Genomic DNA, 25,216 nt, shown 5'->3' with positions numbered 1-25,216 from the left:
AGCCGGTTCAGCCTGACAGGGCCGGCGAAGCGATCTTCGCTCCGTGGAGCATGTCGTCCTGCAGCCGGCGCAGGGCGTAGAGCCTCGTCGTCCGGTCCGGCGCGGCATTGTCCTCGGTCAACAACTCGCCCTTCTTCACCGGCTTCAGCACCTTGCCGCCTTCGAGCAAGCCGACCGGCACGGCGCGGCTTGCCCGGGCATCGCCAACGGTCATGGTCCAGGAGCGGTAGCAGGTCTCGCCGATGGCATCGAAGGTCTCCCCGGCGGCAAGGTCGCGCTTGGCCACCGCGCAGACCTCCGCCACCGGCCTCGGCAGCGGCACCATGTCGGGCTTGCCATAGAGCATGATGCGGGCGGCGGTCAGCGGAACCTCCAGAGAAGTCAGGTGATAGGGCCGGAACAGGCCATAATAAGGGCCCTTGCCGACATGGAGATCGTCCATGCGCTCGACGACGCGGGGATGGATCGCCTCGACGATGACGAAGACGCCGGGCGCCACGCCCTTGCCGATCGTGTAGTCGACGACGCCTTTCCGGGAGAGGAGGCCGCCATCGGCTTTCGGGATCAGCACCTTGGCCAGTTGATCGCGATTGGCCCTGGGGCCATGCATGCCCGGGATATCCGGGACCAGTCCGGTGGCATTGGCGATGGCGCACATCTCGACCATGGTCTTCGAGCCGTCGACGAATTCGACCAGCATGCGCGGGTTCATGTTCCGGCGCGCGGCCTCTTCCCGGTAGTCGTCCGGAACGGCGTCATGGTTGAGCGGATTGTTCTTGCCCTTGCCCGCCGCGACGATGCTTAACCCAAGCGCCGAGGCGAATTCGATCAGTTCCATGCAGCTTGACGGCTCGTCGCCGGCGCCGACGGAGTAGACCACTCCCAGCCGGTCGGCCTGCTGCTTCAGGTAACAGCCGATGGTCACGTCGGCCTCGACATTCATCATCACCAGATGCTTGCCATGTTCCATGGCCATCAGATCGAAATCGGCGGCGACGCCCGGCTTGCCGGTGGCGTCGATGATCACGTCGATCAGCGGGTTGGTGACCAGCATCTCGTTCGAGGTGATGGCGATCCGGCCGTCTTCGATCGCCCGGGTGACCTTGGAAGCGGTGGCGGCCTCTACCGCCATCGCCTCGTCGCCATAGGCGATGCGGACCGCCTCGCGGGCGGTATGCGGGCGCCGCGTGGAGATGGCGGCGATCGATATGCCCGGCATCAGCATACCTTGGGTAACCAGATCGGTCCCCATCTCGCCGGAGCCGATGACACCGACGCGCACCGGCCTGCCCTCGGCGGCGCGGCGGGCGAGATCGCGGGCAAGCCCGGTCAAGGCGATATTGGTCATGCAAGAAAACTCACGGCTTTTTGCTCCGGCCCGCAATACAGGGAACGATCCGCGTTTGCCAAATCAAACCAGCCCGAGATGGCGATTTCTTGCGAATGCTTTGCAAGGCCGCGGCAGATTTCGCGGGAGCTTGTGCATGGCGGCCGCACGATTCGCCGTTTCTTTCAGACCGTTAACCATTGCAGCGCGCTTTGAGCTGGAAAAGCTCGGACGGGCGCACTCGGTTTCTGTGCCATTTTTGCTACAGGCTCCGGCCCTAATGACTGGAATTGCAATTTTGAGGGGTGTCTAATCCATTATATGCTCACAACCGCGAAAAATCTGTTAGATACTGGTCGAAAGCTCCGGTGGCAGGCTTGGGCAAATAAGCGCCAATAAAAAACAATGGCGCGGGGATAGTCACGGGGTAGATATGACCAGGACGGGTAAAGTGACCGTCGGCTGGCGCCTTGCGCTTGCCGTCACGGTGTCGATGCTGGCTTGCGGTAGCGCCAGCGCACTCACACTCAAAGAAGCCGTTGCGGTGGCAGTGGAATCCAATCCGGAGATTGGCCAGGCGATCGAAAACCGCGAAGCGATCGAATTCGAGCTGCGCCAGGCGAAAGGCCTTTATCTTCCCAGCGTCGATCTGGAAGCCTCGACCGGCGTTCGCCGCCTGGACAATGACACACGGCGCGCGCTCGACGAGGATCACAGAGCCCTCTATCCGAACGAGGCCGACCTCACCGTCTCGCAGACGCTTTACGACAGCGGCGCAAGGCGGGCTGAGCTGAACCGCCAGGCCTCGCGGGTCGACGGAGCTTCCTTCAGGGTTCTGGAGCGGTCCGAGTTCATCGGGCTCGCGGTCGTCCAGGACTATCTGGAATACATGCTGCAGGCGTCGATCGTGGCCGAGGCCAAGAAGAACCTTGGCTTCCATCAGTCCATTCTCAGCGACATCAAGCAAGGCATCGCGGGCGGCGCGCTCAACGACGCCGACCGGCAGCAGGCCGAGGAACGCCTTTTTGCCGCCAAGGCGCGGATGCAGGAGGCAACCGAAGAACTCGAGGCGGCCAAGATCCGCTTCTTCAAGAATGTCGGCAAGCCGCTGACCAGCCCATCGCGGCCGGCCGATGTCTCGGCCGCCCTGCCGCGGTCGCTGGACGACGCGATCGGGCTTGCCAGGCAGAACAATCCGCGTGTCCATATGGCCAACAGCGATATCGACGCCGCGGCCTCGCTGGTCGATGCGGCGCGGGCGAAATACGGTCCGACGATCACCGCCGAGGGTGTTGCCCGCGGCGGGTCTGATATCGATGGCGATAATGGCGACACCAGCGACCTGCAGGCTCGGGTGGTGCTGCGCTGGAATCTGTACCGCGGCGGCATCGACAAGGCCAACGAGCAGGAACAGATCCGCCGCACCAGCGAGCAGCGTCTTGCGCTGCACCAGGTGCTGCGCGAAATCGAGGAAGCCGTCCGCACCTCGTGGGACCGACGCTTCCGCCAGGCGGATCTCGCAAAGACGCTGCGGCAGCAGGCAGCCACCAACGAAAAGCTCGTCGCGTCCTATCGCGAACAGTTCAAGGTCGGACAGCGCTCGCTGCTCGATGTGCTCGATGCCCAGAACACGCGCTTCAACACCGCGACACTGGCCGACACGTGCGCTTCGCGAACCGCTGCCCACCGGCGAATTGCTGAAGACGCTCAACATCCAGCCGGCCAAGCAGTCCGCGGCCTACGCTCGTGAGGAATTCGGTGTGCCGGCCACGGCCGATACCGAGACCTATGCGCGCACGCCGTCGGAGCAGAAGAACGATCTGCCGTTCGACATCCTCGCGCCGGTCAGGAAAAAGTAGACGATGTAAGCATCGATCTTGCAGTCCTTCGGGGCGGATCGTGAACCAACAACCTCATATCTTATCGCCCAAGGAGGCTTTCAAAGCCTGCTTCTGCGCTGTTGCGGCCTATCTCGGCAGGCCGAGCGCGGAAACGGTGCTGTTTGCCGGCGTGCCGATTTCGGAGACGCGCATCGAGCCGGATGAAATCCGCCATCTGGCCGAGCGCATCGGACTGGAGGTCCAGGATTTCAGCCATCGCGATTTCCTGCGCGGCCGCTTCGATCTCCCGGCGATTGTCTTCCGCGTCAGCCAATTGCCGATCGCGCTGCTGGCGGAAGTGGAGGGCGGGCAATATCTGACGGCGCCCCAGGAAAACGGCCGCACCACGATCGACAGGGCGGAACTCGCCGAGAACTACATCAGCGGCGGCACGTCCTTTTCGATCACCTATGGCAACACGGCCGAAGAGATGACCGTCGGCACGGCCGCGCGGATCGAAAGGCGCCACTGGCTGACCGGCACCATGGGGGCGTTCTGGCGCACCTATTCCAAGGTGGTGCTGTCGGCGGTCTTCATCAATCTTTTGGCGATCGCCTCGCCGATCTTCACCATGAATGTCTACGACCGCATCCTGCCGAACAAGGCGATCTCCACGCTTTGGGTGCTGGCGCTCGGCATCGGCGCGGCCATCCTGTTCGACCTGCTGCTCAAGACGGCCAGGGCGTCGCTGATCGACTATGCCGGACGCAAGGCGGATTTGCGGATATCCTATCTGCTGTTCGAAAAGGTGCTGAATTCCTCGCTTTCGGCCCGGCCCGGATCGACCGGCGAATACGCAAACCGTGTCACGCAATACGAGTTCGTGCGCGAGTTCTTCACCTCGAACACCATCAGCGTCTTCATCGACACGATGTTCGTGTTCGTCTTCCTGGCTGTGATCTATGCCATCGGCGGCTGGCTGGTGATCATACCGGCGCTGGCTTTCATCATCTCCGTCATCGTCGGGCTGATGACGCAGCGGCGGATCGGCAAGCGGGTCGCGGCCTCGATGAACGAGGCATCGCAGCGCCAGGCCCTGCTGGTCGAATCCATTTCCACGCTGGAGACGATCAAGTCGCTGCGCGCCGAGGCCTATCTGCTGCGCAAATGGGGCGAGCACTCGAAGAACGCGGCCAACACCTCGGAGAAGATCAAGGAGCTCTCGGCGGCGGCAGGCAACATCACCGGCGCCATCCAGCAATTCGTGACAGTCGCCCTGGTTGTGGCCGGCGCCTATGCCTTCTCCGAGGGACAGGTCTCGACGGGCGCCATCATCGGCACCGTGATGCTCGCCGGCCGCGCCGTGGCGCCGCTCGGCCAGATCGCGATCACGCTTGCGCGTTTTCGGCAGGCCATGCTGTCGCTCAGGATCATCAACACGATCATGTCGCAGCCGGAGGACCGCCCCGACACGGTCGGTTTCGTCAACCGGCCGATCCGCAGCGGCGCGCTCGTCTTCAGGAATGTCGGTTTCGCCTATCCCGGCACGGAAAACGAGGTTCTGAGCGGGCTCAACATCACGGTCAGGCCCGGCGAGCGGGTGGGCATCATCGGCCGCATCGGTTCCGGCAAGACCACGATGGGCCGCCTGATCGGCCGGCTTTTCCTGCCCACGTCGGGGGAACTGCTCATCGACGGCATCGACATCCGCCAATACCATCCGTCGGAGGTTCGCGCCGCGGTCGGCATCGTCGCGCAGGCCGGCGACCTGTTTTCGGGAACCATCAAGGAGAACCTCCTGATGGCGGCGCCGGAAGCGACCGACGGGGAGATCATCGACGCGGCGAAGGCCGCGGGCGTCGACGACTTCGTCTCGCGGCACCCGCGCGGCTACGACATGAATGTCGGCGAGCGCGGCACCAATCTCTCGGGCGGGCAAAGACAGTCGGTGGCAATCGCCCGGCTGCTTTTGACGAAGCCGACGATCGTCTTCCTCGACGAGCCGTCGGGTTCGATGGACCTCGCCTCGGAACGGCAGTTGATCAAGCAGCTCAAGGTGGCGTTCGACCGCAACACGACGCTGATCGTATCGACCCATCGCTACAGCATGCTGGAGCTTGCCGACCGCCTCATCGTCATCGAGCAAGGCCGCGTCGTCGCCGACGGGCCAAAGGAACAAGTCATCCAGGCGCTGCAGAAAGGCAGTGCCTGACCGGAACGCAGACATGCTTGCAAGGGAAGACCGGCCACCTCTTTTCGCCTCCGCGTCCGTCTACATCGTCGGCGCCCTGTTCGTGTGCTTCACGGGCTGGGCATCATTTGCCGAGGTGGACGAGATCGCGCGCGGCGAAGGCAAGGTGATACCCGCCTCGAAGACGCAGGTCATCCAAGCCAGCGAACCCGGCGTCGTGCAGGAGATCGCCGTCCAGATCGGCCAGACCGTCAAGAAGAACGACCTCATCATCCGTCTCGACAATTCGGGCAACACGTCGAGCCTGGGCGAGGAGAAGGCCAAGGCGCGAGCGCTGCAGGCACGCATCGCGCGGCTGCAGTTCGAGCAGAGCGGCAATGTCGAAGGGGCCTTCCCCTGCCCCACGGAAATCCAGACGGTTGCGCCGGAAATTTGCGACAACGAGCAAAAGCTGCTCGTCGCGCGCCGCGACAATTTCGAGGTCAAGTTGTCGGTTCTCAAATCGCGCCTCGACCAGCGCGAGAAGGAGCTGGACGAGGCCACCGCCAATTCAGACCGCCTGGCCAAGAGCCTGGCCGTGACCGACCAGGAAGCGGCGCTGGTGGAACCCATGGTCAAGAAGGGCCTGATGGCCAGGACCGAGCAGATCCGCGTCGAGCGCGAGCAGACCGACCTGCACGGACAACTGGCACTCGCCGGAGAGACCATCAAGAAGACCCAGGCGGCAATCACCGAAGCGCAGCTTCAGGTGAACGAGCTCGGCCTGCAATTGCAGCAAGAGGCGCTGAGCGACCTGACGCAGGCGCTTGCCGACCTTTCCGTCGTCGACGAAACCATCCGCGGCGCCACCGACAAGGTCGCGCGCACCGATATACGCTCGCCGGTCGACGGCATCGTCAACACGCTCGACGTCAACACGCTCGGCGCCTTCGTGCAGCCGGGCGCGGTCGTGGCCGGCATCGTGCCGACATCCGAGACGCTGCTGGTCGAGGCTCGGGTTTCGCCGCGCGACGTTGCCTTCATCCAGCCGAACCAGGAGGCGCTGATCAAGGTCACGGCCTATGATTTCTCGATCTTCGGCGGCATCGAGGGCAAGGTCTCCAACATCACCGCCGACAGTCTCGTCGACCAGAAGACCGGCGAGCCCTATTATCAGGTGCGCGTCGCCACCGAGAAGTCGACGCTGACGAGGAACGGCAAGACCTATTCGATCATCCCCGGCATGATCTGCTCGGTCGACATCAAGACCGGACGCAAGACGATCCTCAACTATCTCTTGAAGCCGATCAACAAGGCGCGTCAGGAGGCGATGAGTGAACGATAGCGCAATGCGCCCGGACACTCCGCGCGAACGGCTGCTGCCGGCGCTCGCGGCCGAGGATTTCGGCCCGGAATTCCGCGTCGTGGCGCGCGGCGGCGTACGTCGCGGCATCCGGCTGGAGCGCGCCTTCTGGGTGTCGCTGAAGCACATGGCGGAAAGCCGCAAATGCACGATCGGTATGCTGGTCGAGGAGATCGCCGAGCATCATCCCGAGGGCAACCTCACCTCGGCGATCCGGGTCGCCTGCATGCGCGGTCTTGCCGAGGAAAGCATGAAATTGCGCAAGCTCGCCTCGATCCGCACGATCAACGCGATCCTGGTCGCCTGCCCATCACCGGCTTTCGCGCTGTCGTCGTCGAAGAAGATCCTGGCCTTCAACACGCCGTTCCAGCAACTGGTCAGGCGACAGTTGCCGAGCGCGCCCGGAGAGGATGGGCGGCAGGATTTGAAGCTGGCGCTCGATCTCAACGTCACCGATATCTTCGCCAGGCTCGACGCCAATGGCGAAACGCCGGTCACCAGCGGCTTCGTCATCGGCGCCGGCGAGCGGCGCTATCGTGGCCAGCTCAGCGCCGTGCGCGCGCCTGTCGCCGAGCCGGAACTTCTGATGGCCTTTGTCTTCAACGGGTAGCGTACCTCAGGAAGAACGCGCAGCGATTTCCTGTGCTTCTGCGTGTCGCGAAAAGGCGACCCGCCCCAGTCTATTGCCTCATATCCGAAGCCAATGACGATTCCGGCGATCCTTCGCCGGGCGCCACCGTCGCGAAGCCGCCGGCGATGTCGGCGATCTGCGCGCCGGACTTCGATCCGTGGATCCAGGCGCGATCGGTGCTGAAGGAATAGAGCGGAACATAGTCGGGCAGGTCGCTGTCGCGCAGGACCGCATTGCCCAGGCTGTCGAGGATGAAGGCGCCGCTTCCCGTGCTGACCGACAGCACGGCATGGAAGAACTTGCGGCGGCGATCCTGGAGCACCACCAGCGACATGCTCTGCGCCGGAATGCCGGCCCTGAGCAGCGCCGCCATCTTGAGTATGGCGAAGTCCTCGCAATCGCCTGCGCGATGCTCGAGGATTTCCGAAGGCTTTGCCCAATAGTCGAGCTTGCCGTAGACGGCGCTGTCCTTGCGATAGGCGATCAGGCGGTTGATGCTTGAGTTGACGAAGGACAGCTTGTCGCGAAAGCCCTTGCCGGCGGCAATGTCGATGATCTCGGAGAAAGCCGGACTCTCATGGTCGCAAGGGCTGCCCGCCGTGCAGTCGACGATGGCCTTGTAGACCGGAGCCCAGCGCGCCGCTACCGGGAAGTTGCGCATCGACAAGGCGACGGAGCCGAAGACACCGGGGATGATCGCGGCGGTATGGATCGGGTCTATGCCGGGTTCGGCCTTGGCGGCGGAAAGCGCTTCAACCTCGGCCGCCGGCGCGTAGCCAGTCGAAATGTCCGCGGTGCGGTATGCGACAGCTGGCTGCCAGGGCTGCGGCCGGGCCAGCGAAACGCCACCGAGGCTCGCCGGCGCAACCACCTTCTGCAGGGCCGGTTCCGGGCTCGAATTCGCGCTGGCGGATGATGGATTTGCGAAGCCGGCAAGGCCGGCAGCCAGCAAGAGTACCTTGATCCCCGTCATTCCCGGGGCTGCTTTTTGTATTTTCATAACGCCCACCTTTGACTGTGGACACTACCAATCTTGTCTCAAATTATCGGAAAGGAAGGTGGGTAAGTTTCGGCGAATCACGCTATTCTATTTTTTGTCAAATTTTATTCAAATTTATACTTTCATTTACCAAACCAGCACCGCGCGCCGCGGCCTATCCCGCGCCGCTTAGGATCGTGCATAACTGGATATATCATCGCAATTTACCAAGTGTAAAAAATGCGATTCTCTACATATTTGGATATATGAAATAGATGGAAGGTCTGTTGCAAAGTCGGGCCTCACATGTTTCTTGCCGGGAAATGCCGGAGGGGCTTGAGCTATGACGACCAATATCGAATTCGACGCCGTTTCAAATTCCTGGGACGAGCACAGCAGCGCCGCTGAAAACCATAACTCGACGGGTGTCCAGGTGGCGCAGGCGACCACCGGCCAGGCGGCGAGCGAGCCCGTGCCGGTCGATGTCGGCAGCGGCGCGCCGACGCAGGGCGCGGCCAATGCGCCGGCAGCGAACCAGCCGGCAGCCGATGCGAATGCGCCTGCCTCGAACGCTCCGGCTTCCAATGCCGTCCAAGGAAACGCACCGGCCGCAAACGCGCCGGCGACGAATGCCGCGGCCGCGAACGTGCCGCATGAATATCACGCCGAAGCCGGCAATGTCGTGAAGCTCCCGGCCAATGTCTCGATCGACAACATCAAGGTCGACGGACACAATCTGGTGCTGGTGCAGCCCGACGGATCCGAGATCGTCATCAAGGACGGCGCACTCAACGTGCCGACCTTCATCCTCGGCGATGTCGAGGTGCCGCGCGTCGCGCTCATCGCCGCGCTGGAGACAAGCCATGTCGATGTCGCCTTCGGCGCCGACGGCTCGATCTCGGCCGGCGGAAATGGCGCGCCAGGTAGCGCGGGCGGAAACTTTTCGGTACCTCCCGGCGGTATCGGCGACGGCTTCGGCCTGACGGCGTTGTTGCCGCCCACCGCATTGCAGTTCGGCCAGCCCGAGCATCGCGAGCTGTTCCCGGGGCTCGTCGACAGGGGCATTTCCGTCGTAGCGGTGTCGCTGCTCAGCCCGACCGAGGCGGCCAGCGAAACCGGCTTGAACGGTGGGCCGCAACAGTCGCCGGGCAGCGACGCGCCGAGCGACGCGGAAACGTCAAGCAATGGAACGATCACCATCGACGCGCCGGACGGCATCGGATCGATCGTCATCAACGGCGTTGCCGTCACCACCGTCGGACAGCAGATCCAGGGCCAGTTTGGCTACATCACCATCGTCTCGCTGAACACGAGCACCGGGGTCGTCGAATACAATTATACCGTCACCGAATCGGTCACGCATCCTGTACATACGGACGGATACGACCAGAACGACACGATTCCTGACAATTTCAGCATCACCGTCACCGATTCCGACGGCGATACGGCCAGCACCACGTTTGCCGTTGCCATCATCGACGACGTGCCGACGGCGGTCGCCGACACCGACAGCGTGGCGGCAGGCCAGCTCGGCCCGGCGACCGGCAATGTGCTACTCGGCGGCACCGATGCGGGCGACAGCAACACTACGGACGGCGTCAAGGACGTCCAGGGTGCGGACGGGGCCAAGGTCGTCGGCGTTGCCAAGGGCACGACAAACGCCGATCTGGACGACGCGAGCACGCTCGACGTGCAGGTCCAGGGCGCCTACGGCAAGCTGACGCTCCACGCCGACGGCACCTACACCTATGTGCGTGACGCCAACACGCCGGGAGGCGTCAACGACGTCTTCACCTATACGATCAAGGACGGCGACGGCGACACCTCGCACACTACGCTGACGATCTCGATCGGCAATTCGACCCCGGAGATCAGCGACCTGACGCCGGAAGCCAACGGCGGCGACGTCGTCGTCAACGAGGACGACCTCTTGGCCGGCCGCGGCCCCGGCGAGTCAGCCGGCTCCGACCCTTCAAAGGAAAGCACCACCCAGGGCGGCACCTTCACCATTCACTCGCCCGACGGCATTGCCTCGCTGAACATCGGCGGACACGACTTCATCACCAATGGCCAGTTTACCGGCGGTTCCTTCACGACGGCGCTAGGCAACACGCTGGAGGTGACGGCCTACAATGCCGCCACCGGTGAGGTCACCTACACCTACACGCTCGTCGATAATGAAGAGCATTCCGCCATTCAGGGCACCAACAGCCTGTTCGAGAATTTCGACGTCACTCTGACCGACCTTGACGGCCAGAGCGCCAACAGCACGCTCTCCGTCAATATTGTCGACGACGTGCCGACGGCGCATGCCGACTCCAACAGCGTCTCGGAAGGCTCGCAAGTCTCGGGCAACGTGCTGACCGACGGAACGGCGGACGTGCTTGGCGCCGACGGCGCGGCACCCGGCGGCGCGGTGACCGGCGTGGCCACCGGCTCGAACGTCTCGAACCCGGTGAGCGGCAATCTCGGCGGCGCCGGCATCGTGGGCCAGTACGGCACGCTGATCCTCAACGCCAACGGCTCCTACACCTATACAGCCAACCCCAACGCGGTCACCGCCAATGCGGTCGACCACTTCGTCTACACCATCACCGACGGCGACGGCGACACCTCGACCGTGACGCTCGACATCACTGTCAACAACGTCACCGTCACCGCCTCCGACACCGACGCGCTGGTCTATGAGAAGGGCTTGCCGGCGGGCAGCGACGCGGCCGGCAACAGCGAGATCTTCAACGGCGCCATCACGCCGGCCGGCGGCACTGGACCATATACCTACACGCTCAACTCATCGGCCACCGGCAGCTACGGCAACCTGGTGCTCAACGCCGACGGCACCTACACCTACACGCTGACCAAGACCTATGACGGCGCGACCGCCAACAACGGCATCACCACCGAGCAGGACAAGGACAGCTTCACCTATACGGTGACCGACGCTCACGGCAACACCACCACCGGCACCATCCTGGTCGACATCGTCGACGACGTGCCGACGGCGCATGCCGACACCAACAGCGTCTCGGAAGGCTCGCAAGTCTCGGGCAACGTGCTGACCGACGGAACGGCGGACGTGCTTGGCGCCGACGGCGCGGCACCCGGCGGCGCGGTGACCGGCGTGGCCACCGGCTCGAACGTCTCCAACCCGGTGAGCGGCAATCTCGGCGGCGCCGGCATCTTGGGCCAGTACGGCACGCTGGTGCTCAACGCCAACGGCTCCTACACCTATACAGCCAACCCCAACGCGGTCACCGCCAATGCGGTCGATCACTTCGTCTACACCATCACCGACGGCGACGGCGACACCTCGACCGTGACGCTCGACATCACTGTCAACAACGTCACCGTCACCGCCTCCGACACCGACGCGCTGGTCTATGAGAAGGGCTTGCCGGCGGGCAGCGACGCGGCCGGCAACAGCGAGATCTTCAACGGCGCCATCACGCCGGCCGGCGGCACTGGACCATATACCTACACGCTCAACTCATCGGCCACCGGCAGCTACGGCAACCTGGTGCTCAACGCCGACGGCACCTACACCTACACGCTGACCAAGACCTATGACGGCGCGACCGCCAACAACGGCATCACCACCGAACAGGACAAGGACAGCTTCACCTATACGGTGACCGACGCTCACGGCAACACCACCACCGGCACCATCCTGGTCGACATCGTCGACGACGTGCCGACGGCGCATGCCGACACCAACAGCGTCTCGGAAGGCTCGCAAGTCTCGGGCAACGTGCTGACCGACGGAACGGCGGACGTGCTTGGCGCCGACGGCGCGGCACCCGGCGGCGCGGTGACCGGCGTGGCCACCGGCTCGAACGTCTCGAACCCGGTGAGCGGCAATCTCGGCGGCGCCGGCATCGTGGGCCAGTACGGCACGCTGATCCTCAACGCCAACGGCTCCTACACCTATACAGCCAACCCCAACGCGGTCACCGCCAATGCGGTCGACCACTTCGTCTACACCATCACCGACGGCGACGGCGACACCTCGACCGTGACGCTCGACATCACTGTCAACAACGTCACCGTCACCGCCTCCGACACCGACGCGCTGGTCTATGAGAAGGGCTTGCCGGCGGGCAGCGACGCGGCCGGCAACAGCGAGATCTTCAACGGCGCCATCACGCCGGCCGGCGGCACTGGACCATATACCTACACGCTCAACTCATCGGCCACCGGCAGCTACGGCAACCTGGTGCTCAACGCCGACGGCACCTACACCTACACGCTGACCAAGACCTATGACGGCGCGACCGCCAACAACGGCATCACCACCGAGCAGGACAAGGACAGCTTCACCTATACGGTGACCGACGCTCACGGCAACACCACCACCGGCACCATCCTGGTCGACATCGTCGACGACGTGCCGACGGCGCATGCCGACACCAACAGCGTCTCGGAAGGCTCGCAAGTCTCGGGCAACGTGCTGACCGACGGAACGGCGGACGTGCTTGGCGCCGACGGCGCGGCACCCGGCGGCGCGGTGACCGGCGTGGCCACCGGCTCGAACGTCTCCAACCCGGTGAGCGGCAATCTCGGCGGCGCCGGCATCGTGGGCCAGTACGGCACGCTGGTGCTCAACGCCAACGGCTCCTACACCTATACAGCCAACCCCAACGCGGTCACCGCCAATGCGGTCGATCACTTCGTCTACACCATCACCGACGGCGACGGCGACACCTCGACCGTGACGCTCGACATCACTGTCAACAACGTCACCGTCACCGCCTCCGACACCGACGCGCTGGTCTATGAGAAGGGCTTGCCGGCGGGCAGCGACGCGGCCGGCAACAGCGAGATCTTCAACGGCGCCATCACGCCGGCCGGCGGCACTGGACCATATACCTACACGCTCAACTCATCGGCCACCGGCAGCTACGGCAACCTGGTGCTCAACGCCGACGGCACCTACACCTACACGCTGACCAAGACCTATGACGGGGCGACCGCCAACAACGGCATCACCACCGAACAGGACAAGGACAGCTTCACCTATACGGTGACCGACGCTCACGGCAACACCACCACCGGCACCATCCTGGTCGACATCGTCGACGACGTGCCGACGGCGCATGCCGACACCAACAGCGTCTCGGAAGGCTCGCAAGTCTCGGGCAACGTGCTGACCGACGGAACGGCGGACGTGCTTGGCGCCGACGGCGCGGCACCCGGCGGCGCGGTGACCGGCGTGGCCACCGGCTCGAACGTCTCCAACCCGGTGAGCGGCAATCTCGGCGGCGCCGGCATCGTGGGCCAGTACGGCACGCTGGTGCTCAACGCCAACGGCTCCTACACCTATACAGCCAACCCCAACGCGGTCACCGCCAATGCGGTCGACCACTTCGTCTACACCATCACCGACGGCGACGGCGACACCTCGACCGTGACGCTCGACATCACTGTCAACAACGTCACCGTCACCGCCTCCGACACCGACGCGCTGGTCTATGAGAAGGGCTTGCCGGCGGGCAGCGACGCGGCCGGCAACAGCGAGATCTTCAACGGCGCCATCACGCCGGCCGGCGGCACTGGACCATATACCTACACGCTCAACTCATCGGCCACCGGCAGCTACGGCAACCTGGTGCTCAACGCCGACGGCACCTACACCTACACGCTGACCAAGACCTATGACGGGGCGACCGCCAACAACGGCATCACCACCGAACAGGACAAGGACAGCTTCACCTATACGGTGACCGACGCTCACGGCAACACCACCACCGGCACCATCCTGGTCGACATCGTCGACGACGTGCCGACGGCGCATGCCGACACCAACAGCGTCTCGGAAGGCTCGCAAGTCTCGGGCAACGTGCTGACCGACGGAACGGCGGACGTGCTTGGCGCCGACGGCGCGGCACCCGGCGGCGCGGTGACCGGCGTGGCCACCGGCTCGAACGTCTCCAACCCGGTGAGCGGCAATCTCGGCGGCGCCGGCATCTTGGGCCAGTACGGCACGCTGGTGCTCAACGCCAACGGCTCCTACACCTATACAGCCAACCCCAACGCGGTCACCGCCAATGCGGTCGATCACTTCGTCTACACCATCACCGACGGCGACGGCGACACCTCGACCGTGACGCTCGACATCACTGTCAACAACGTCACCGTCACCGCCTCCGACACCGACGCGCTGGTCTATGAGAAGGGCTTGCCGGCGGGCAGCGACGCGGCCGGCAACAGCGAGATCTTCAACGGCGCCATCACGCCGGCCGGCGGCACTGGACCATATACCTACACGCTCAACTCATCGGCCACCGGCAGCTACGGCAACCTGGTGCTCAACGCCGACGGCACCTACACCTACACGCTGACCAAGACCTATGACGGCGCGACCGCCAACAACGGCATCACCACCGAACAGGACAAGGACAGCTTCACCTATACGGTGACCGACGCTCACGGCAACACCACCACCGGCACCATCCTGGTCGACATCGTCGACGACGTGCCGACGGCGCATGCCGACACCAACAGCGTCTCGGAAGGCTCGCAAGTCTCGGGCAACGTGCTGACCGACGGAACGGCGGACGTGCTTGGCGCCGACGGCGCGGCACCCGGCGGCGCGGTGACCGGCGTGGCCACCGGCTCGAACGTCTCGAACCCGGTGAGCGGCAATCTCGGCGGCGCCGGCATCGTGGGCCAGTACGGCACGCTGATCCTCAACGCCAACGGCTCCTACACCTATACAGCCAACCCCAACGCGGTCACCGCCAATGCGGTCGACCACTTCGTCTACACCATCACCGACGGCGACGGCGACACCTCGACCGTGACGCTCGACATCACTGTCAACAACGTCACCGTCACCGCCTCCGACACCGACGCGCTGGTCTATGAGAAGGGCTTGCCGGCGGGCAGCGACGCGGCCGGCAACAGCGAGATCTTCAACGGCGCCATCACGCCGGCCGGCGGCACTGGACCATATACCTACACGCTCAACTCATCGGCCACCGGCAGCTACGGCAACCTGGTGCTCAACGCCGACGGCACCTACACCTACACGCTGACCAAGACCTATGACGGCGCGACCGCCAACAACGGCATCACCACCGAGCAGGACAAGGACAGCTTCACCTATACGGTGACCGACGCTCACGGCAACACCACCACCGGCACCATCCTGGTCGACATCGTCGACGACGTGCCAGCTTACACCCTCGTCAATGACGGTAATCACGACGGCATCGTCAGTTTGTCGGTACTCAATCCGGCAGCGACTACAACCTATACCGGTCAGTTCGCCGAATGGCAGTATGGAGCGGACGGGTTTGGCAGCATTTCTGCCACGGGGCAGAACGTGCAAGTTGCTTCGAGTTCATCGTCCCAGATCGTGCTGAACCTGATGGACGGCTCCGATGTCGCTGCCGTCCTGACGCTGAATGCCGACGGCACCGACTCGCTGCAGGTTCTGCACCGGGCAGGTGATGTCGTCTTTACTCCAATCGCGGCGACTTCAGCGACAGCCGGGGGACCGACAGGTTCACTGATCGTGGACTTGGGCGCTGCCACCGACTTCAATATTCTTGTGACCGGCGATGACGGCGTTGCCCCCACCGGCCAATCTGGCGATTTGGTGAACACCAGTAACCAAGGCTGGGCGGTCAAGGGGAGTTCTGGCCAGACAAATGACCCCGGTGAATCCATAAAATTCGCATTCGTCAACGATAGTAACAATACGACCCCCCATAGCGTCGACGATTTCAAGTTCACGACCGAGGGCTACACGGGCGGCATGTCGACGGCCAAGATCACCGTCCTGGTTTACACCGATGCCACGCATTATGACCAGGTGACGCTCAACGTGACGTCCGGCCAGGTAATTCAGATCAGCCAGCTTAACTGGTCGGCTGTCGCGGGTACCGCCAATTATGTAGTCGGCGACGACATTTACGCGGTCAAAGTCCTCAGCGATGCCTCAAATAGCGGCGGATTCCGTCTAAACGGCGTCGAGGTCGGCTCGCAGTCAGAAGCGCCGCCGTCAGATCTGGACTTCAACGGCATCAACGTATCGATCACGGATGGCGACGGCGATGTCTCGACGCAGACCTTCAATGTCCACATCGATGGCACGGCGGGCAGTCAGCTGACGGTCGAGTCCATCGCGGGCACTTCCGGAGACGACAATCTCCTTGGCACCGGCGGCAATGACACGCTGGTCGGCGGCGCAGGCAACGACTTCCTGGACGGTGCCGCTGGCAACGACATCCTAATCGGCGGGTTGGGTTTCAATCACCTCACCGGCGGCTCGGGCAACGATACGTTTGTGATCGATCCATCCAAGCTTTCGGTCCACGTGGCCGATGTAATCGCGGACTACACACCCGGCCAGGATGTTATTGACCTGTCTGATCTCCTCAAATCACTAGGTGCCGGCGCGCCGACTACCGATGCGCAGGCAGGCTCCTCGATCGATGTTACCTTCTCGGGCGGCGCGGCTCACGTGATGGTTGACAACAATGGCACGGCGGCTGGCGGAAGCATGGTCGAGGTGGCCTCGTTGACGGGAGTTGCAAGCGGCTCTGTAATCAGCATCCTCTATGATCACAATCAGCCGACCCATACGGAGACTGTGACCTGACGATGCGATCGTCTGGATGACGCAAACTTTGGTGGCTCGGGGGCGTGGCGCAAAGCCACGCTTCCATGCTATGCATTAGAGAACCATGAATTCGCAGTTCGAAGAGGGGCTTACATGAGACATTCCGCAAGATTGCTGGCTTCGGCCGCGGCGCTGCTTTTGGCCGGGTCGACGGGCTTCGCCGCCGACATCATCGGCGAGCCGGCGGTGAATTATTGCCGCACCGTCGGCACATCGGACCTGGTGCTGACCGACAACATGGTCGAGCTCAAGGACCATGTGGTGAAGCTGATGGACGAATCGGTCGCCGTCGCCAACAGCCCGGAATGGATCAACTCGTCGCGCCCCGCCTTCGTCTGGGCGTCGGAAGCCAAGGTCGCCTGCGGCATGGCCTATGGCTACCTCAAGACGAACTACAAGGACGAGGACACGCTCAACAAATGCGAGTGCTTCCACGACCGCATGGTCGAGTACATGCACTGAGCTGACGGGCGTGCGTCGCGCCGACCGTTTGCAATGATGACGATGCAAGCCCGGGCGGACGCCTCAGCGACCGCGCGGCCGGCTGCCGCGCATGCCGGCAGGACGCCGCCAACTGCCCTCCGACGCGAGCGTTGGCGAGCCATGGCGCTGGCCCTTGTGGTTGCCGCGACCGCCTCCGGCTGCCAGTCCAAGAGCGGCGCCTCGGACGTGCTCGATCCGTCGGCGATCGCAGCACCCGCCGGCCAGGCGGGCGCCGCCGCGGCGCAGCAGGCAAGCAGCGCGGCCCCTGGCAACCCGGCCGCCGCGGCACAGGGCGCCGGAACCGCGACCAGCGCGACGTCGAGCGGCCCGACCTCGGCCACCGCCGCCAAGGCCAACCTGACGCTCGGCACGGGGCCGACCAAGGTGACCATGCTGCTGCCGCTTTCGGCGCCCGGAAGCACCGGCGAGAACGGCCGGAAGATGTATGACGGCGCGCGGCTCGCAATGGCCGATCTCGGCGACAAGCTTTTGACGCTGACGATCCAGGATACGCGCGGCGACAGCGGCTACGCCAAGGACCTCGCGGTGAAGGCGATCACCTCGGGCACGGCGAAGGTCGTCGTCGGGCCGGCCGAACTTGCGGCCGCGCAGCACCTTGCCAAGCTCTCCGGCTCCAGGCGGCCGCCGGTGCTGGCGCTGGCCGACAATTTCGCCGGCGGCCCCGGCGTCTATTCCGTGCGGCTCAGCGAAGCCGACAGTGCCGCGGCGGGCGCGGCGGCGATCGCCGGCAAGGGCGCCAGGAAATTCGTGCTGATGGTGCCGGCGGGCGCGGATTCAAGCGCCGTCGAATCCCGGGTGGCCAACGCGCTCAGCATCTACGGCGCCACGCTTGCGGTTACCCTGCCCTATTCGCCGACGGATGGCGGCGCCAAGGTGGTGTCCGACATGGGCTCGCTGGTCGAGGCGCCGGATGCCGTGGTCGTCGCCTGCGGCGATGGCAGCCCGGCCGCGGTGCTTGCGGCGCTGAAGGCGAAGGGCATTCCGGGCAAGACGGTGACGCTGATCGGCACCGACCGCTGGCTCGAGTGGCCAGTGGATCCGCTCTATGAGGGCGCCTATATCGCGACGCTCGACCAGAGCGAGACCGGGCCGATCGCCGACCGCTTCAAGGCGACCTACAACTACCAGCCGGACGTCAACGTGGCCTATGCCTACGACATGGTGGCGCTGAGCGCGGGCATAGCGAGCGCGGCCGGCCCCGACGGCTTCAACAAACAGGTGCTGGAAAACGCGACCGGCTTCCGCGGCTCGACCGGCCTGTTCCGCTTCCGCAGCGACGGCTCGAGCCAAAGGTCGATGCCGTTCTTCAAGGTGGAGAAGGGGCAGCTGAAGCTGGTGGAGAAGTCGACGGCGGGGTTTTAGGGGGCAAGCCGGCTGCTTCAGCGCGCCGGCAAGAGCAGACGTCGAAGGACGAGCGCCGATGATGTCGGTCAGGCTGGCTCACCATCGAGTTGCCACCGAACGGACCACGTGGGAAATCTCGAGTGGACAAATTTTGAAAAACGCCAAAGGATCGGGACTGCGCAAAAAGAGGCTATCCCATCTATCGCGTAGTGCCACCCAAGCACGATCGATCCAATAAATATGATTGCGCAAAACCCGAAAGCGGCGATACCGATTATCCGATTCATGTCATAGAAAAAGATTGCGATGAGGGTGGCCATCCCAACGTGAAGGGACGGAAATGCGGAAATTCCATCTCCCACTATTCCGCCGCCACTTTTGTACTGTCCAATCAAATAGTTCTGAATGTTTAAGGCCATCAATGGCTGCGCGCTGGCCGCAACACCTTGTAAATACACAAACAATGGCGAAAACGGATTCTCCGGGTAGAAAATTCCATAGAAGCAGGGCCCAGCGGAATCGAACAAAATGGCCGCGACATTACCCAGAATTATCCATGATAGAAAGTAAGTCGTAAAGAAACGAAAGCGTCGTTCTGGATCGCTGCGCATAAAGGCAGCAGTGAAAACCGCGCTATACATGACCAAGAACCAAGACATGTAAGCGTAGTCCAGAAGCACTACGACAGCCGGGGAACCAAATATCTGAGTCAACACCATCCACGCTTGATCACCAAAGATTGCCTGGTCAAACCGGGCAAGGTACGGGTCCGCGTAGATGGGTATCCAGCGGTGCATGGAATTCTTGATCTGTCCAAATGCGCTAAAGAATGTTGGGATAACCGCCAGAATAGGGACGCCGAGCACGAGAAAGGGAAGATCGTCTTTGACGATACGTCGAAACTCGGAGAACGGTCGTTTTGGAATTTTTCGACCTAACAGATAAATCAAGCGTAGCAGATAGGTCAGGGAAACGAAGGCAATCGAGGCGGCGAAGAAATCATGGCTGAAGAGATGGATCTCAAAGGTTCCCCCATGAAAAAGCTGCCAACCGCCCCAACCAGCAATGTAGATTAGAACGAGAGCTACAAATGGCCCATTCTGGACAAGAGAATAGCGCACGGCCGTTCTCAATTGCCCCTCTTTGTTGCCCCGCACCCATCCCACCTAGCTAGCACCAGTTCATCGACCAATCAAAATTACGCGTTTTTCAAGAACTAATTAAGGTGCTCCAAAATTCCGGAGCTGGTCGCCACAACCAATGCGACATAGATCTGGAACACCATTGCGCACACAGCAGCGGCCGAGATCGGCACACCAAATGGCACCACGCCCTTTCGATCCATGTGCTGGACATATAGGCGGAAGGCGCCAGCGGGCAAAATGAAGGGGTTTTTCACGAGCAACGTTGTGATGATCGCAAAGACAAGGAGGAAGAGGGTAAATACCACAAGGCCGTTTTGACCAATCAGGAACGGCATTATCGCCATCAGCTTGACGTCACCGGCACCAATCTTGCGCAGCACCCAGAAGGGAAAGAGCACAATGAATAGAAAGAGGCCGCTGAGCGCACTTAGCGCCATCTCGAACCATGATCCCGATTGTACGGACACAAGCTGCAAGGAGCCAAGCCCCAGACAGAGGAGCAGGAGAACGGCGCGGTTCGATATCTTCTGCGTCGTGAAATCGAGCCAAGCTATCCTCGCAAAAAGCGGGATGGTCAGGGCTTTTAGAACCAGCGACGCGTAGAGCAACATCAAGTCGGCCGCTCTATGTTCTGCACGCTGGAAGATAAAAGCTTCAAATTGTTGGCCACGGTGGGGTCGTTCGGCGCGAGCTCATAAGCCTTAAGGAAGTTGCTGCGAGCATCCTGCAGCTTGCCGCGCAACAAATAGGAATAGCCGAGATTGTTGTAGTATTCCGGTGTGGCGCCGAGCAGACGGTAAGCCCTGCCATAGGCCATATCAGCAAGATCGAAGCGCCGGATGCGGTCGCAGGAGGCGGCAAGACCTAGCCAAGCGACACCGTCATTGGGGGCCAGCCGGGTGGCTTTGTAGAACAAGGCACCGGCATTACCGTAGTTCTCGGAGCGGAACTGCGTCTTGGCTTCGGTGACTGCCTGATCCGAGGCATAGTAGTCTACGTCACTAACTGTCTTCAATCCGTCGAATGCGTCGCCGAAGGCGGTGTAATCGCCTTTCGCCGGCTCGTTGGTGCGGACCACGCCGCCTGTGGAGTCGTTCGTCTGGCAACCGGCCAGGAAGATCACCAGCAGGCTGGTCACGACTGCGAGGCGCTTTGTCATTGTGTGTCCCACGAGTCCCCGACTCTGCATTAGAACCTAATCATATGACGGATCAGAAGAAAATGCCCCTCATGCGAATGACCACCGGCAAAAGGACGATCATAAGCACCACTGGAAAGATGCAAATGCCCAGCGGAATCATCATTTTGACCGGTAGCACGTTGGCACGTTCCTCCGCCTGAAGGATTCTCTGTGTCCGCATTTCATCGCTGTAGACGCGTAACGCTTCGGTGAGGCTGGTGCCAAGTTCCTCTGATTGCCGGAACAGCACCGCCAGAGCCCTTGCTTCTTCCAGGCCGATACGGTCTGCGAGTTCCCGCAAAGAATCGCGAAGAGACTTGCCGGCGCGCAGTTGCAGATTCATGATCGAAAGTTGGATACCCAGCCATTTGTGCGTGCCGGCCATTTCTTGGCTCACTCGCTCGACCGCGGCCTCCAGGCTCATGCCGGCGTCCGCACAGGTAATCATCATATCCATGAAATCGGGAAAGCCGCGACGGTAAATCTGTTTTTGAGCATTCTCGAAGCGATCCAGCGCAATACTTGGAATGACCAGGCAAGCCAATCCAAACAGCGAGGCTCCGGCCAATGAAATGAAGCCGGGTATTTTCGGCGGCAGCACCATTGCCAACAGGGTGTAGCAAATAAGAAAGGCAAGGGCGACGGCGCCAATTCGTGACAGGGTGTAAAGAGCCGGCGCGCTCGCGTGGTAGAAGCCGGCCCGAAACAGTCTGGCTTCAAGGGCATTTGGCTCACCGCGCTCCTTCTCCAGCGCACGGAAATAGGCTTCAACAGGCCGCTGAGCCGAAATCTTGACCAGTTGCTCCTGGGCACCTAGCGACCGCCGGTTGACGATCCCATCCGATATCAAGCTTTCGGTGACCAGCCTTCGCGTTTGAAAGGCGGGCAATAAAACGAATGCGCCGAACAGAAACAGCGCCGCCGCAGCCGCAAATACCGACAGGGAGACGAGAAGCTCGGAACCGAGGAAGTTCAACAAGAGGTTCGGCTCCAATCAGAAATCGAAATTTACCATGCGATACATGATGAAGTCGCCGAGTAGCGCCCAGATGCCGAAGAGTGTGAAGACCGGAAAGATGAGCGGGTTGCCCCAAACAGCTCCGTAGTAGCTCGGAGCAACGAGCGCTAAGATAGCGAACATCACTATCGGAAAGAGCGAGATGACCCAGGCCGAAAAGCGCCCTTCCGCCGATAGCGCCCTGATCTTCAGCCGAAGCTTTTGCCGTTCACGCAGCACCTTGGACAGATTGGCAAGGATCTCCGTGAGATTGCCGCCTGTCTTGGACTGAATGGACAGAGACACCGACAAGAGGTGCAGCCCCTCGAAGCCAACTCGTTCCGACAGTTTCCGAACTGCCTGCTCTATGCTCAGCCCGAAAGTGACCTCGTCAGCGACAATACCGAATTCGGTGCCGAGCGGATCAGGCATTTCGCGGCCAACCAGCCCAATCGCCACCGATGCCGGATGGCCGGCGCGCAGAGAGCGCACGATCATATCCAAAGCGTCTGGCAATTGTCGGGCAAACTTCAAGATTCGCTTGTTGCGGGCCCGGCGGAGAAATAGCAGAGGCAAGACAAATGCGACAAATGCAAAGCAAATTAGGGCTGGAAGCGCGGAAACTCCAGCAAACAACTTTAAAAGCAACGCTACGATCAGCCCAGCCAGTACGAAGATCGCGACGAATGTCAGCGGATTCCCGGTTATACCTGATTGGGTATAGAGCCTGTTGAGCGCAATCGCCCCGAATACATAATCGCCAGACTCGGTCAGTCCACGTTCTCGCAGCAGGCTCTGCAGGGTCTGCTCCGCGGGGGCCTCATCCGCCAAGCGCTTGAGTCGTCGGTTTATCGTGCCGGTGCGATCGCGACCTCTTACATAAGTGACATAGAGTGCCTCGGCTGCCAGGATGACTGACGCTGCCGCCAGCACGTAGACGAAGTAGATAAGCGTCTCGCTACTTATCATCAGAGCGGGACCTGCGGGTTGAAAGCGTCCTTGGCGAAGTGCAGGCCGAGCGTTGCCGCCTCCTGGGCAAAGCGGGGGCGGATTCCGGTGGCGCGAAATTCGCCGATAATTTGCCCGTCTGCTGCCACCTCGCGGCGAACAAAATGGTAGAGTTCCTGGAGTTGGACGACGTTCCCTTCCATGCCGGTCAATTCCGAGATGGAAATAACTCGCCTGCCACCATCGGCCAGACGCTGCGTCTGCACGATGATGTCGATAGCGGACGCAATCTGGGCGCGGATCGATTCCTGAGTCATCGGCAGGCCAGCCATGCCGACCATCTGCTCTAGACGCGACAGCGCATCGCGCGGCGTGTTGGCGTGGATGGTGGTCATCGAGCCTTCATGGCCGGTGTTCATGGCCTGCAACATGTCGAAGGCTTCCTCACCACGCACCTCGCCGACGATGATGCGGTCGGGGCGCATGCGCAGTGCGTTCTTTACCAGCTCGCGTTGGCGGACTTCACCCTTGCCCTCGACATTGGGCGGGCGCGTTTCGAGGCGACCGACATGCGGCTGCTGCAATTGCAATTCCGCCGCGTCCTCGATGGTAATCAGTCGTTCCTTGGCCGGGATATAACTCGACAGAGCATTTAGCAGCGTGGTTTTGCCGCTGCCGGTACCACCTGAAACCAGGATCGACTTACGCGCCTGGACGGCGATCCGCAGCAGATCAATCATGGGCTGGCGGATCGAGTTGAAGGCCATCAAGCGTTCAAGCGAATAGGGATTTCTGGAGAATTTTCGGATTGAGACGAGCGGACCGTCAACCGAGACCGGTCGCACGGCGACATTGACGCGCGACCCGTCTTCGAGGCGCGCATCGACCATCGGCGCGGATTCATCGACCCGCCGGCCGATGGCTGAGACGATTTTATTGACGATGCGCAGCAGATGCGCCTCGTCCCGAAATCGGATCGAGGTTTCCTCAAGCACGCCGCGACGTTCAATAAAGACGTGGTTGTGAGTATTGATCAGGATGTCGGCGATTGAATCATCCTTGAGCAGCGGTTCAATCGGGCCGAGACCTAGCATCTCGTCGGCTGTGTCGCTGGTCAGTTGATCCAGCTCGCGCGCGTTCAAGGGCACGTTTCGACCGCGCACGAACTCGCGCACGATCGGGCGGATCTCGTTGAGGATCTCGTCCTTGGAAGCGTTCTCGAGCGCGGTCAGATTAAAGCGGTCGATAAGGTGGCGGTGGAGATCGACCTTGAGCGAGAGGAAATCGTCGCTTTGTGCTTCTGCTTCAATTGCCGGAGCAGACACGGCGCCATTTGGTATCGGAGGCCCGGGCACCGTTTGCGGCACCCGCTGCTCACCCGGCCCTTTGATGAAGCGACCCAACATTGCCGCTCTAGCCCCCTGCCAATCCCTTGATCAAAACTAAGCGTTAACCACGAGGGGCACAAGCGCTGTGAGGCAAAGCAACGGCAATTACTTGCGACATAGTTAAAAAAGTGGCGGTGAAGCCACATAACTATTTGGCGCCCATCTTTAGCCTCCAGACCAAAGTCCTAGGACCTTTGCGCAACTCAAGCGACGACGCCCGTAAGCCCTTAGATATAAAGAATTATGTAGGAACCCTAATCCAACCGCAGAAAGGCGTAACCGTGGCCGAATTGTGAATGAATGGTTAAGGAGACTTGAAAAATGAGGCGAATCAAGCCCTTGTTTCAAATGAAATTGCCAAAAGTCGAGTATTGAAAGGTTAAGGCTCCGTTAATCCGTTTGACACTGCTTTTTCGCGCGACCTAGGATTGAGTTCGACGGGGGATGCTTGGGTGTGGGGTTCATTCCTTGGCTCTGTCTCGTCGGGTTCAAACCTCCAAAGGGAGAAATTGGCATGAAGAAGCTCATGACGATGACCCGGCAGTTCCGCGACGATGAAAACGGCGCTGCCATGGTCGAATATTCCATTCTGATCGGCATCATCGCCGGCGCGGCGATCCTGGCGATCGTTGCAATCGGCGGCTGGGTGAGCGGGCGCTTTACGGGCCTCTGCGGCATCCTTGATGGCAAGGGCGTGCTTTCAACGACCGCGAAGGGCACCTGCAAGGCATCAGCGGGCACTGGTACCTGAGGCTATTCGATCAGGCCCGGGTCGACCGATCCGGGCCTGATCG

General features: G+C 61.9%; 15 protein-coding genes and 1 pseudogene. 8 read left to right on the top strand and 8 right to left on the bottom strand.

Annotated elements, in window-relative coordinates; translation table 11 throughout:
• Positions 1-7: 7 nt before the first annotated feature.
• Positions 8-1,348 (bottom strand): NAD(P)H-dependent oxidoreductase, encoded by a 1,341-nt coding sequence (locus EJ068_RS23160; protein ID WP_127252162.1) that lies wholly within the window; start codon positions 1,346-1,348, stop codon positions 8-10.
• A gap of 472 nt (positions 1,349-1,820) precedes the next feature.
• Here EJ068_RS23160 and EJ068_RS23155 point away from each other — a divergent pair.
• From EJ068_RS23155 to EJ068_RS23140, 4 genes and pseudogenes are all read left to right on the top strand, one after another.
• Positions 1,821-3,186, top strand: a pseudogene (locus tag EJ068_RS23155) (TolC family protein).
• Positions 3,187-3,226: 40 nt separating this feature from the next.
• The gene (locus tag EJ068_RS23150) at positions 3,227-5,359 is read left to right on the top strand and encodes a type I secretion system permease/ATPase (protein ID WP_126079109.1); all 2,133 of its coding nucleotides are present in this window, start codon (positions 3,227-3,229) and stop codon (positions 5,357-5,359) included.
• Positions 5,360-5,372: 13 nt separating this feature from the next.
• A complete protein-coding gene (locus tag EJ068_RS23145; protein ID WP_042640892.1) occupies positions 5,373-6,662 on the top strand; it encodes an HlyD family type I secretion periplasmic adaptor subunit in 1,290 nt (429 codons plus the stop codon).
• Positions 6,652-7,290: a ribbon-helix-helix domain-containing protein gene (locus EJ068_RS23140; protein ID WP_189342137.1), complete on the top strand. Its 639-nt coding sequence runs from the start codon at positions 6,652-6,654 to the stop codon at positions 7,288-7,290. Before EJ068_RS23145 ends, EJ068_RS23140 begins: the two co-directional genes overlap by 11 nt.
• Positions 7,291-7,360: 70 nt before the next feature.
• Here EJ068_RS23140 and EJ068_RS23135 read toward each other — a convergent pair whose 3' ends face one another.
• Positions 7,361-8,284, bottom strand: coding sequence for a transglutaminase-like cysteine peptidase (locus tag EJ068_RS23135; protein WP_348526231.1), 924 nt, complete (start codon positions 8,282-8,284; stop codon positions 7,361-7,363).
• A gap of 349 nt (positions 8,285-8,633) precedes the next feature.
• On the opposite strand from EJ068_RS23135, the gene EJ068_RS33705 reads away from it, so the two are divergent.
• From EJ068_RS33705 to EJ068_RS23095, 3 genes are all read left to right on the top strand, one after another.
• Positions 8,634-16,895 (top strand): Ig-like domain-containing protein, encoded by an 8,262-nt coding sequence (locus EJ068_RS33705; RefSeq protein WP_189512558.1) that lies wholly within the window; start codon positions 8,634-8,636, stop codon positions 16,893-16,895.
• Between the two features lie 114 nt (positions 16,896-17,009).
• Complete coding sequence (locus tag EJ068_RS23100) at positions 17,010-17,378, top strand: hypothetical protein (protein ID WP_040989379.1); 369 nt, start codon at positions 17,010-17,012, stop codon at positions 17,376-17,378.
• Between the two features lie 141 nt (positions 17,379-17,519).
• On the top strand, positions 17,520-18,782 hold the full coding sequence (locus tag EJ068_RS23095; protein ID WP_128315014.1) for a penicillin-binding protein activator: 1,263 nt from the start codon (positions 17,520-17,522) through the stop codon (positions 18,780-18,782).
• A 68-nt stretch (positions 18,783-18,850) separates the two neighbouring features.
• Here the strand turns inward: EJ068_RS23095 and EJ068_RS23090 are convergent, their stop codons facing one another.
• The 6 genes from EJ068_RS23090 to EJ068_RS23065 are packed head-to-tail and all read right to left on the bottom strand — an operon-like array spanning position 18,851 to position 24,440.
• A complete protein-coding gene (locus tag EJ068_RS23090; protein WP_128315015.1) occupies positions 18,851-19,921 on the bottom strand; it encodes a phosphatase PAP2 family protein in 1,071 nt (356 codons plus the stop codon).
• Between the two features lie 59 nt (positions 19,922-19,980).
• Positions 19,981-20,520 (bottom strand): prepilin peptidase, encoded by a 540-nt coding sequence (locus EJ068_RS23085; RefSeq protein ID WP_128315017.1) that lies wholly within the window; start codon positions 20,518-20,520, stop codon positions 19,981-19,983.
• The gene (locus EJ068_RS23080; protein WP_128315016.1) at positions 20,520-21,068 is read right to left on the bottom strand and encodes a tetratricopeptide repeat protein; all 549 of its coding nucleotides are present in this window, start codon (positions 21,066-21,068) and stop codon (positions 20,520-20,522) included. The genes EJ068_RS23085 and EJ068_RS23080 overlap by 1 nt, the downstream gene beginning before the upstream one ends.
• A 52-nt stretch (positions 21,069-21,120) precedes the next feature.
• Positions 21,121-22,068 (bottom strand): type II secretion system F family protein, encoded by a 948-nt coding sequence (locus tag EJ068_RS23075; RefSeq protein ID WP_129554893.1) that lies wholly within the window; start codon positions 22,066-22,068, stop codon positions 21,121-21,123.
• A 15-nt stretch (positions 22,069-22,083) separates the two neighbouring features.
• Positions 22,084-23,055 (bottom strand): type II secretion system F family protein, encoded by a 972-nt coding sequence (locus tag EJ068_RS23070; protein WP_128315362.1) that lies wholly within the window; start codon positions 23,053-23,055, stop codon positions 22,084-22,086.
• Entirely contained in the window at positions 23,055-24,440 is a 1,386-nt protein-coding gene (locus EJ068_RS23065; protein WP_129554892.1) for a CpaF family protein, read from the bottom strand. Before EJ068_RS23065 ends, EJ068_RS23070 begins: the two co-directional genes overlap by 1 nt.
• A 496-nt stretch (positions 24,441-24,936) precedes the next feature.
• Between EJ068_RS23065 and EJ068_RS23060 the strand changes: the two genes are divergently transcribed.
• Positions 24,937-25,173, top strand: coding sequence for a Flp family type IVb pilin (locus tag EJ068_RS23060; RefSeq protein ID WP_128315360.1), 237 nt, complete (start codon positions 24,937-24,939; stop codon positions 25,171-25,173).
• The last annotated feature ends 43 nt before the right edge of the window (positions 25,174-25,216 follow it).

The sequence above is a fragment of the Mesorhizobium sp. M2A.F.Ca.ET.043.02.1.1 genome (assembly GCF_003952405.1).
In the GTDB taxonomy this organism is placed as follows: Bacteria; Pseudomonadota; Alphaproteobacteria; order Rhizobiales; family Rhizobiaceae; genus Mesorhizobium.
The sequence above is the reverse complement of the archived record's forward strand: the minus strand, read 5'-3'. Positions and strand labels throughout refer to the sequence as shown.